The organism is Chlorogloeopsis sp. ULAP01 (assembly GCF_030381805.1).
Taxonomy (GTDB): Bacteria; Cyanobacteriota; Cyanobacteriia; order Cyanobacteriales; family Nostocaceae; genus Chlorogloeopsis.
On sequence record NZ_JAUDRH010000018.1, the window covers coordinates 152,285 to 163,154 of the forward strand.

A 10,870-nucleotide genomic window follows, 5' to 3' on the forward strand; every position below is an offset into this window, starting at 1 on the left:
TTATTTGATACAGCTAGTGTGTTACGAAGTGGTAAAACTACTAAACCAGGATATTAGGGTAAACAAGCGAGATTTAGAAGCGATTTCTAAAGACAGGAGATTTCGTGTCTCTACAGCAGATGTTCAAGCTGTTATTCCCACAGTACTAGAGCGGGGCGATCAGTATTTCAGGGAACTATGGACAACTTTACATCAGAGCGATCGCAATTTCCTCCGCCGTCTTTTTCAAGGGCAAACTCCTACAAAGCAAGATAGAGGCATTGTACGAAAACTGATACGAAAAGAAATTTTGACTCAACAAGACAATGCTTTACAAGTACCTTTATACTATTTCACGAAAAGGCTGATATGGATCTACCCCACCGCCTACGGCACCTCCCCTTACTAAGGGGAGGTTGGGAGGGGTTGAATATGAATCACTCAAAAAGTGAAATGGTATTAGTGCAAAAATTTATAGAACAGGTAGTAGAAGAACAATTGTATTGATTAACCCTGCGACTGATGAACCACCGCCTTTGCTCTGACTTATTTGATGGGTAGGAGTGTAGAGTAATTTTGCAGGAGCAGGAGTAATGCAAATACAGCTTAAGCCAATCAATCAACAAGTTGTTGCGGTAGTTGGGGCTTCTAGTGGGATTGGGCGAAATGCAGCTTTGCAGTTTGCCAATCGAGGCGCAAAGGTGGTAGTAGCCGCTCGCAGCCAGCCAGGATTAGAGTCTTTAGTGGAAGAAATCCAGAAAATGGGTGGTGAAGCCACTGCTGTAGTCGCTGATGTCACAGTGTTTGAGCAAGTCAAAGCGATCGCAGATCGAGCCGTCGAGGAATACGGGCGTCTCGATACTTGGGTACATAATGCGGCTGTGGAACTATATGCTGCTTTTGAGGTGACAACACCAGAGGAATTTAAGCGTATCATTGATGTTAATTTGATGGGGCAGGTATATGGTGCGATGGCAGCGTTACCCCATCTGAAGCGGGAAGGGCGTGGGGCGTTGATTCATGTGACGTCGGTGGAGGCAAGGCGAAGTTTACCATTACAAAGTGCCTACGCTGCATCAAAACACGGTGTAGACGGCTTTTTAGAATCTCTGCGTGTTGAGTTGATGCATGAGAAGCTGCCTATTAGCGTTACGAATATCATGCCAGCTTCTATCAATACACCCTTGTTTAATAAGGCGCGTACCAAATTGGGAGTGAAGCCGATGGGAGTACCGCCAGTTTACCAACCTAGCTTGGTTGCTAAAGCTATTGTTAAATGTGCTGAACGTCCAAAACGCGATGTGGTTGTTGGTGATGCTGGCAAGGCAATTCTTGCGGCGCAACGAATTTCGCCAAGTGCGGTTGATGCTTATATGGTGCGTACTGCTTTTAGTGGGCAGCGCACAAATGAACCGAAATCAGAAACCGCGCCGGATAATCTTTACGAACCAATTCAAGGTTACGACAAGATAGAAGGTGATTTTAGCGAGCAGGCACGCTCTTGGAGTTTTTAGATTAGTAGTATTTGTTGAGGCGATCGCGCATCGAAGTACTACAGCAAGGTGCGCGTTCTTTAATGTTATTGAATAAATTACTACTTTCTTAGCCGTAGGGTGTGTTATGCCGTAGGAATCGCGCACCTGAAATTCTTGGCGGTGCGTTGCGCTTGGCGACAACACACCCTACATTAAGATTTCTTAACATAGTTTGAAAGATTAGCACCGAACTAAAGAAGGACAAAAGCATCAAAGCTATATCTATTAAAAATTACTCAAATTTTTAACTGGTGAAAAGGTCATTAAGTGAGTTATCAATTTACAGAAAAACAAATTCACGTACAGGAACAAAGTCTCTTTTATTTAGAGGGAGGAATAGCTAAAAGTTCCACTCCAATACTTTTCATACATGGGTGGGGTGTAGGTATAGATCCTTATCAAGAAATTTTAAATAGTTTATGCGATCGCTATCATTTAATAGCGCCTTATTTACCAGGATTTGGTAAGTCAAGTGGTTCTGTTGAGGATTGGGATTACCAAAATTATGCTCAAGTCTTAATTGAATTTTTGCAAGCATTAAATATTAGAAAAGTTCATGTGATTGGGCATTCACTAGGAGGTGGCATAGCTGCAACATTAGCAGCCTTAAAGCCAAATCTAGTCAAAAGCCTAATATTAATAGATAGTACAGGTATCCCTGTTGAGCCTGTACCCCTGGTACTAGCTCAAAGGGCTATAGAAATGACTGCTCAAACCCCGCAAATGAGATTTCCACAAGTTCTGCAAATTTTTCAAGCTTTTTCCTACAATTTATTGTTTAGAAGTCAAAATACTATCAAAGCTTTAATGCTCTCATTAGAGAATGATTTAAAAGCACTTTTGCCGCAAATTCAATCTCCCTGTTTACTTTTATGGGGAGCAAATGACCTCACAACTCCATTAAAAGCTGCACAAGAATTTTCACAACTAATCAAAGGCTCTCAACTGATAATTGTGGATGGAGTTTACCACGAGTGGAGCATCTGGTTTGTGGAAAGATTTACCAATTTAGTGTTTGATTTTATTAATGAAATTGAATCTCAAAATTAAAGAGGGGTAAGATATATCAGTAGTGCTGACTTTACAACTATGACAGCCACTTTACCTGTTGCTTCCCAAACAGAACCCTTTTACCCCAGTGCTGATGGTGAACCAGTGGCGGAAACTTACGATCACCTTTATGCTTTGCTGACTACTCTAGAAGTTTTGAAACAATATTTAGCAGGGCGTCAAGTAACTGTATTGGCAAATCAATTTCTCTATTATTCTCAAGGCTTTCCCAAGTTGCGAGTTGCCCCCGATGTCATGGTAATTTTTGATGTTTCCCCAGGCGGTCGGGATAATTATAAAATCTGGGAAGAAGGTCAAGTTCCTAGTGTCATTTTTGAAATGACTTCTCCAGGAACGAAAGAGCAAGATGAGGTGTTTAAAAAGACTCTTTACGAACAATTAGGTGTAAAAGAATACTGGTTATTTGATCCCAAAAGCGAGTGGTTGCAAGAACAGTTACGCGGCTATCGTCTGCACCGGGGAACCTACGAACCCATCGAAGATAACCGCAGCGAACCATTGCAGTTGCGGTTACAACTTGAAGGGCAATTGATTGGGTTTTATCGAGAGGATACGGGAGAAAAGCTGCTGCTCCCAGAGGAACTCACACAGGCGTTGCAGCAAGAAGTTTTGGCAAGGCAACAAGCAGAAGAACGTGCCGAACAAGAAAGACAACGTGCCGAACAAGAAAGACAACGTGCCGAACAAGCAGAAGCCCAGGTACGACAGTTGAAGGAAAGATTACGTTCTCTCGGTGTTGATCCTGATGCAATTGAGTAAGGCTAAAATTTAACAGCGGTACTGAGAGTTAAATTATTAATGGCGTGGAGATTGAACAAAAAGAGAAAATTCCGATTTGGAGTTTTCCTGTTATTGGTGGTTGTCAGTGCGATCGCTATCTTTATTCTTCACCTTCAAAATCAGCGGGAAATTTACACAAAAGAAAGCAATTACGCTATCCATACCCGCCAAAGCTTTAATCAACCGCAATACTACCCTATAGAGCAAACACTTCCTTCGCAACTTTATCAACCGATCGCAAACTGGGTAGGAAGATTAATTTTGCCTAATGCAGAACAGATGCGCTCAGGTGCAGACTGGGTATGGCTGGAAGTACAACACGCACCACCAGAAGCCAAAAATCTGATTGGCAAAGTCGTTCGTCTGGAATGGAAGCACACGCAACAGCTACAGTCTTACGTAAGAAGAGTAACGCAAGATGTTAATTTTACACCTGCTACCAGAGACAGCGAACGTACCGGAAATATTCATCCTTCTCGTCTCGATGGAGATTTGGGGGTGGGGGCTTTACAATCTCTTGCGGGATTTCGACCTAATGATGATGTAATTGTTACGTTAGACAATGTTGAAATTATAGAGCAGGGTGATAGTAAAATATCTCTGCAAATTGAGCAGGAACCCGTGCTGGCAACTGGGCGGTTTTATGGTTTGGTAAAAATCCTCAAAGCAGAAATCCATACAAAAGCTGTGGAGGTGCAGACATTACCCAGAAGCAGTGAATTTTTCCGCGTGCGCCATTACAATTCTACCTCTGGTGACTTTGATGGTGCAGAAGAAATTATTCGCATTCCCCAACAGGTAATTGATACGCGAAATATACCTCCATCTACGCCACATCAAATTGAAGCCTCAAGCGCAGGTAAGGCAGGCTGGTACATTTACGGTGCTAAAGATGCTAGTGATGTCTTTGTAGTTCAAGCATTAGCACCGCGATCGCTCTTTCAACTGCAACCAGATAAAATAATTTCGGGCATTGAAGCAGGAATAAATTATATCAAATACGAGAATTGGCAAAATACAGAAGCAAACAAAGGTAAAATTCGCAAAGCTTTAGTCGTTCCACAAACTACAGAACCATTATCAAAATGGCACGAGGGAGACAAAGCTATTGTTTTACATATCTTTGGTGGCATTGGTGGTAAAAAAGGTGAGGCATTGAGTATAGCCAGTACTGTCACTGGGCATTTTGCCTTTGGAGTAGCTGAAGTAGTTCGCGATCGCTTCACCAACGAGTTACAGTTTGCTATCCAGTATCACCAAATTTACGCCCATAATCCCGATGGAATTATTTCCGGAACACACTCTTGGGCTAATTATATGGGCAACTTGCAGTGGGGATGGCTAGCAACACGTCCTGTTACAGATATCTTGATTAAATTTGATCCGGTAACGCAAGATTATAATTTTGACAGTATTAAACTTTCGCCTCTACAAGAATTTATTTACCAATTACAGGTAATGATGGCTCGCTATCGAGTTGGTGATGGTACGGGCAGCGCTCTGGTTACACCTGCTGTTTCTTGCATTCAAGACTCTAATCAAGCACTTTACGCTGCCATTAAAGCGATTAGACAGCAAGTTACTTCAAACCCAGCAATCCAACGGTGGCTAAAAACTCATCCCGAAGACAGTCAAACTTTACGCTTTCAGCAATTAGTCTCTTTAGGAGCATCCCTTGAAAAAGAACTTCTGCCTCTTGGTATAGTTCGTGCCGACTGGGAAAGCAATGCGACTGCTGTAGCAGGAATTGATGGTGGCAAACAACCTTTTAGAGATCCTAGTATTTGGGCAGGGTTGACAAGTTGGCGGAGCACTACGCCACGACAGGCACACGACGAACTGGCTGCCTCATTTTTAAAACATGGGGCGAAATTGTGGTTTTTGCAAAGCAATCAAGTAGGAGGATGGAATCCAGATATTATCCCTGTTGCACCTACACAATTCTTCGGACAAATTAAGATACCCTTTACCCAGGTATCACCGATCCCCGTTGTTCTCAATCGTGTATTAGCATCTTTGGCAATTCCCGAAGTTCGAGATTGGCTGGTTGTAGGCACGACGCTGCTGGTGTATGGCGCGATCGCTCTACCCTTGGGTTTTTCCTCTGGATTTTTGCGGCTAAGTCTCTGGTTTGACAACTGGATTAACTTCTTGTTAGTAACATTGAGGTGTTTGCTATTTCCAGCCATAACTGAAGAATTCACCTTCCGTATTTTGCTGCTTCCCCATCCAACAGAAGTAGTGAATTGGAGTAAATGGGCTTTGTGGGCAGGATTAAGTCTGCTGCTATTTATCCTCTATCATCCATTCAATGCCAAAACCTTTTTCCCAGATGGCTTTCCAACCTTTTTTCACTCAGTTTTTCTCATGTTAGCAGGACTATTAGGGTTGGGCTGTACAGTCGCTTATGCCTTGACAGGTTCTTTGTGGGCGATCGCAACCATTCATTGGATTGTAGTAGTTGTTTGGCTGCTATTTCTAGGAGGAATGCACAGGTTGCATCTGCATAAATTAAATCATTAAAATTTTCCAGGCAGTCTTCTAGTCACTATTACTAAATTTCTGCCTATCTACTCAGTTGTTGAAACTGATTACAAGTCTTGATTAATTCTCATTTTGATAAGCGTTTTACCTATATTTTTTAATAGCTTAGTTTAAACTTCATAATTACTTATTTTTATCAAATTATGGTAATTTCTACTATTAGGTAAACTAAATCGTAACTTTTTGTAACGCAGGTAACATTTTATAGAAGAGTGGATACTCTAAAATCAACACTCGTCACAGACTCTTCCTAGTGAAATGTTGCCACAGAAGGAGAAAAATCCTGCTTTTACCAGTAAAACTACATCCCTGGGTACTGTTGATTTTCAGGTAAACAATTTACATTCAAGATAGGTGATGGATATGTCAAATATTAGAAATTAATAATTCAAAAAGTGACAATTTAAGATTTTATTTGTTATTTTGTACTTAACTGAACAATTCTTCATAGTTCAGCAGGATTTAATAGCGATAGAGCAGAAATGCCAATTATCAATTAATTGGAGGGGAGAATTATTATGCTTAAAGTCAACAATCAAAAGATTATTTTTTCAGCTTTTATTAATCCCACTGTAGAAGGTCATAAATTAGCAAATAAAAACCGATTGATTAAGCCTAAATATGACTTGCTGAAACCACTGCGTCAATGGCTAGACTCATTTGATATTGAAAATCGTCAATTGGCAAAATTTATCGCTCAACTGATTCCTGCCCAGTGTCCGTTTGAGCGGGATATTATTCTATTTGGTCGTAAAATAGCCCACATTCCGCCCTTGTGTAAACTGAATCCGTTTTATGATCAATTTGTAGGCTTACGTTTTCGCGCTTTGTGTTATTTAGTAGATCAGTGTGGCGAAGATATTCAGTCTTACTGTTGAATACAATTGAGAACGCAAAGCATGGAAATTAAAATTGAGCGTCAACCCAGTCAAGAACGTCTTCAAGAATTGGCTGTGTCCAAATGGGGAATCTGGCAAAAACAAGTCTCGAAATTTCCTTGGACTTATGACACTCAAGAAACTTGCTACTTTTTAGAAGGTGATGTAATTGTTACTCCTGATGGCGGACAACCAGTGCAGATGGGTAAAGGCGATTTGGTAACTTTTCCTGCTGGTATGTCCTGCACATGGGAAATTAAAAGTGATGTGAAAAAGCATTATTGTTTTGGTTAGTAGATAGTAGTTAGTGGATAGTGATTAGTGGTTAGTAGTTTTTCCCATCTCCTCTGCTCCTCTGAGTATCGTAGTAGCGTTATGGTGACTACAATATGAGAGCGTTTTATAAATAGGTTGGCATCAATGTTACTGCATTTGAGTACCTGGCAAGAAGTCGAAGCATATCTGCAACAATCTGGTGGTATTATTATTCCAATTGGTTCTACAGAACAACACGGCCCAACAGGATTAATTGGTACTGATGCAATTTGTGCAGAAGCGATCGCTCGTGGTGTGGGTGAAACAACTCAGGCAATGGTTGCTCCCACAATGAATGTAGGCATGGCGCTGCATCACACTGCTTTTCCCGGTACAATAAGTCTGCGTCCCAGCACAATGATCCAGGTAGTGCGGGATTATATCACCTGTTTAGCTAAAGCTGGCTTTACCAAGTTCTACTTCATCAACGGACACGGTGGCAACATCGCCACGCTGAAGGCTGCTTTCTCTGAAACTTATGCACATTTAGATGATTTGCAGATTTCTAACGCCCACAAGGTGCAATGCCAAGTTGCTAACTGGTTTATGTGCAGTTTAGTGTACAAGCTAGCAAAAGAATTATACAGTGATCAAGAAGGTTCCCATGCCACACCAAGTGAAGTAGCCCTCACTCAATATGTTTATCCAGAGGCAATTAAGCAAGCATCCCTTTCCTCTGAAGTTGGCAGTGGGCATAGAATTTATGGTGCCAAAGACTTTCGCCAGCATTACCCAGATGGGAGAATGGGTTCAAATCCTGCCCTGGCAACGCCTGAACACGGCAAGCAGTTTTATGAATTGGCAGTGAAAGAACTCAGTAATGGGTATTTGGAGTTTTTGAGTGCAGAATAATTGATGGAATTGAGTGCAAGGCTCCTAAAAATTAATGGTGAAGGGATCATTTTAAGTTTTATCACCAAGCAGCTAAGAATTTTGGGAATCCTATTCTTAGAAGTGCGGTGTGAATAATATGGCATCCAAGAAGTACTATGCAGTCTTCAAAGGTAGAAAAACAGGCATATTTACAAGCTGGGCAGAATGTGAAGAGCAAATCAAGGGTTTCAGTGGGGTGTTGTATAAATCCTTTAAAACCAGAGACAGCAAAAAGTAACGAGGAGGAGGCTATCTAAAGTTATAAAATTATTATCTTTTAAATTTTGGGGATTGAGCCACGTTTGCTCTCGTCTCGCCTGAAAAAATTCAGTTTCCTCCGGGAGCAGTGGTGCGATTGCCTGCTACTTGGCAGGAGTACCAAGTTTTGTGTCGGCAACGCGGCGATCGCTCGATTCCCCGCATTCAATATCACACTGGAGAAGTAGTTATTAGGGGCGGGTTTGGCAAACTAATAGTCGTTCTCAATAGAAATATCATTGCCAAACCCGCCCATACAGTAGTAAAACAACCAATAACTAAGAGCGAGCTACACCATCCTGGCGTGCCGCACGTTGCACCGCAGCAGCAACAGTAGTGGCAACTCGCTCATCAAATACAGAAGGAATAATGTGTTCTCTATCTAAATCTGTTGGTTTGATTAAAGAAGCGATCGCACTTGCTGCTTCTAGATACATTGAGGTAGTAATAGTCGCTGCCCGACAATCTAAAGCGCCGCGAAATACTCCCGGAAAAGCGAGAACGTTATTGATTTGATTAGGGTAGTCACTTCTACCGGTGGCAATGACAGCAACTTCGCTGCTCACTAATTCTGGCTGAATTTCTGGAATTGGATTTGCCATTGCAAACACAATTGCATCTTTCGTCATTGAACGCACCATTTCTGGTGTCAACACTCCCGGTATACTGACGCCAATAAACACATCCGCCCCTTGCATCGCACCCGCCAGAGTACCCTGGGCTTTGACGGCAAATTCCTGCTTTTCTTCTGTTAAGTCGGTGCGACTATTAGAGAGGATACCCTTAGAATCGCATAGCCAAATTTTTTCTGCCCCAGCTTTGCGGAGTAAACGAGCGATCGCAATTCCTGCTGCACCCGCACCATTAATCACAATCCGGATTTGATCCATTGATTTGTGTACTAGTTTTAAAGCATTGAAAAGGGCTGCTAAAGTAACTATTGCCGTGCCATGCTGATCGTCATGAAAAACGGGAATATCTAACTCCCGCCGCAGTCTTTCTTCTATTTCAAAGCAGCGAGGAGCAGCAATATCTTCTAAATTTACGCCTCCGAAAACAGGGGCAATATTTTTAACTGTACTAACAATTTCATCTGTATCTTGAGTTGCAAGACAGATCGGAAAAGCATCGATACCTGCGAATTCTTTGAACAGCATTGCTTTCCCTTCCATTACTGGTAATGCTGCTTCTGGGCCGAGATTTCCTAAACCCAAAACAGCGCTACCATCAGTAACAATAGCAACAGTATTTTGTTTAATGGTTAATTTGTAAACTTCTTCTGGATCTTGAGCGATCGCATTACAGATACGTCCGACTCCAGGCGTATATGCCATTGCCAAGTCAGATACGGTTTTAAGGGGAATTCTACTAGCTATGCTAATTTTGCCGCCGCGATGCAGATTAAAGGTACGATCATAAACATTTAGTACCTTAATATCTGGCAATGCCTTAACTGCTTGTACGATCGCTTCAGCGTGTTCGGTACTTGCAGCATCAACAGTAATTTCGCGAATGGAAATATGTCTGGTTTGCTCAATGAGATCTATTTGACCAAAATTACCACCATTATTGGATATTGCTTGAGTTATGTTAGCCAACATTCCCACGCGGTTGGGAATTTCTAGGCGGAGTGTCAAACTAAAACTAGAGTTAGGAGTCAGATCTGTCATTGTAGTCGTAGATTGGAGATTTCAGATTTTAGATTGTAAATTAGCCCTTTAAATCTAAAATCTGAGGATTCTGTACTATAAACGAGCCATAACTCAGTAATTGTACTCTGATACACCATATAATTTCGGAGATTTGTTTGTATTCACTGACGAAAACAGTTGCTCGTTCAAGAACTCTCTGATGGCTTAACACTTAGCATCATGAGGAAAAATCCTAACTCTTCTACTTCTGCCAAATTCCAAGCACCGTATATATAGTGAGTCTTCCTTGGGAGCATCCCAAATGTTTGAGTTTATTTTTCAACGCAGAGAGAAGTTTGTAGGCGCAAAGAGACTTCCCGTAAGGGTGCGGTGAGCAGCGCCTTGGTGAGCCAGCGCTCTTGGTAGGGTGTCCAACGGACAGTTCCTACAACGGGGAGACCCCCGCAACGGACTGTCCTCCTCCACAGGCGACTGGCGTAGACACGTAGACGGACGTAGTCCGGCTTCTCGCAGAGTAGTGGATAAGCGAAAGTAAGGGTTCCCCGACTTGTGGCGACTGCGTACCCGGAGGGAGGCTTCCGGCGATCAAAGCTTCGGTGGGAACGCAGAGGCTGATGCTTTAGGCGCTGAGTCGCAAAGCGACACGCTACGCGAACGCCTTTTTGCAGGGTAGGAACACAGAGCGTTAATCTGAGCTAATTTCGTTTTGTGTTTTGTAAAAATTGGGATGCTCCCAAGGAAGACTAATTTTTAACTTTTATTGTGGACTCTATGTATAGTCTATTTTGAGATTTTTTATGTTTTTATTTGTTTTTGATATTCAATTAGTACCAAGTCTGAGTAGAAGATTGGCGCTCATAAATTAAGTATTTTCTTGCTTTTTCTAGAGAGTAATTCTGACAATCAGACTCATAACTTTATTTTGTAAGTCTATGTAGGATGTGTGAGCGAAGCGTAACGCATCAAAGCTCATAATTTTTTTTAT

General features: G+C 41.9%; 12 protein-coding genes. 11 read left to right on the forward strand and 1 reads right to left on the reverse strand.

The genetic code is table 11. The annotated features are described in order from the left end of the window. The first annotated feature begins 28 nt into the window (after positions 1 to 28). From QUB80_RS30095 to QUB80_RS30135, 10 genes are all read left to right on the forward strand, one after another. A complete protein-coding gene (locus tag QUB80_RS30095; RefSeq protein ID WP_289793128.1) occupies positions 29 to 388 on the forward strand; it encodes a hypothetical protein in 360 nt (119 codons plus the stop codon). A 184-nt stretch (positions 389 to 572) separates the two neighbouring features. Beyond that, entirely contained in the window at positions 573 to 1,493 is a 921-nt protein-coding gene (locus tag QUB80_RS30100) for an SDR family oxidoreductase (RefSeq protein ID WP_289793129.1), read from the forward strand. Positions 1,494 to 1,781: 288 nt separating this feature from the next. Next, positions 1,782 to 2,564, forward strand: a complete 783-nt coding sequence (locus tag QUB80_RS30105) for an alpha/beta fold hydrolase (RefSeq protein ID WP_289793130.1) — start codon at positions 1,782 to 1,784, stop codon at positions 2,562 to 2,564. Positions 2,565 to 2,603: 39 nt separating this feature from the next. Beyond that, on the forward strand, positions 2,604 to 3,344 hold the full coding sequence (locus QUB80_RS30110; protein WP_289793131.1) for a Uma2 family endonuclease: 741 nt from the start codon (positions 2,604 to 2,606) through the stop codon (positions 3,342 to 3,344). A 39-nt stretch (positions 3,345 to 3,383) separates the two neighbouring features. Continuing rightward, the gene (locus QUB80_RS30115) at positions 3,384 to 5,888 is read left to right on the forward strand and encodes a CPBP family glutamic-type intramembrane protease (protein WP_289793132.1); all 2,505 of its coding nucleotides are present in this window, start codon (positions 3,384 to 3,386) and stop codon (positions 5,886 to 5,888) included. Between the two features lie 539 nt (positions 5,889 to 6,427). Next, complete coding sequence (locus tag QUB80_RS30120; protein ID WP_289793133.1) at positions 6,428 to 6,787, forward strand: Mo-dependent nitrogenase C-terminal domain-containing protein; 360 nt, start codon at positions 6,428 to 6,430, stop codon at positions 6,785 to 6,787. A 21-nt stretch (positions 6,788 to 6,808) separates the two neighbouring features. After that, positions 6,809 to 7,081: a cupin domain-containing protein gene (locus QUB80_RS30125; RefSeq protein ID WP_289793134.1), complete on the forward strand. Its 273-nt coding sequence runs from the start codon at positions 6,809 to 6,811 to the stop codon at positions 7,079 to 7,081. A 126-nt stretch (positions 7,082 to 7,207) separates the two neighbouring features. Continuing rightward, positions 7,208 to 7,954: a creatininase family protein gene (locus tag QUB80_RS30130; protein WP_289793135.1), complete on the forward strand. Its 747-nt coding sequence runs from the start codon at positions 7,208 to 7,210 to the stop codon at positions 7,952 to 7,954. Positions 7,955 to 8,072: 118 nt separating this feature from the next. Continuing rightward, the gene (locus QUB80_RS35095; RefSeq protein ID WP_353962237.1) at positions 8,073 to 8,213 is read left to right on the forward strand and encodes a ribonuclease H1 domain-containing protein; all 141 of its coding nucleotides are present in this window, start codon (positions 8,073 to 8,075) and stop codon (positions 8,211 to 8,213) included. Between the two features lie 108 nt (positions 8,214 to 8,321). Beyond that, positions 8,322 to 8,570, forward strand: a complete 249-nt coding sequence (locus QUB80_RS30135) for a hypothetical protein (RefSeq protein WP_289793136.1) — start codon at positions 8,322 to 8,324, stop codon at positions 8,568 to 8,570. Here QUB80_RS30135 and QUB80_RS30140 read toward each other — a convergent pair. Further along, positions 8,512 to 9,903: a malic enzyme-like NAD(P)-binding protein gene (locus tag QUB80_RS30140; RefSeq protein ID WP_289793137.1), complete on the reverse strand. Its 1,392-nt coding sequence runs from the start codon at positions 9,901 to 9,903 to the stop codon at positions 8,512 to 8,514. The genes QUB80_RS30135 and QUB80_RS30140 overlap by 59 nt on opposite strands. A 529-nt stretch (positions 9,904 to 10,432) precedes the next feature. Between QUB80_RS30140 and QUB80_RS30145 the strand changes: the two genes are divergently transcribed. Beyond that, positions 10,433 to 10,558, forward strand: a complete 126-nt coding sequence (locus QUB80_RS30145) for a hypothetical protein (RefSeq protein WP_289793138.1) — start codon at positions 10,433 to 10,435, stop codon at positions 10,556 to 10,558. Positions 10,559 to 10,870 lie beyond the last annotated feature (312 nt).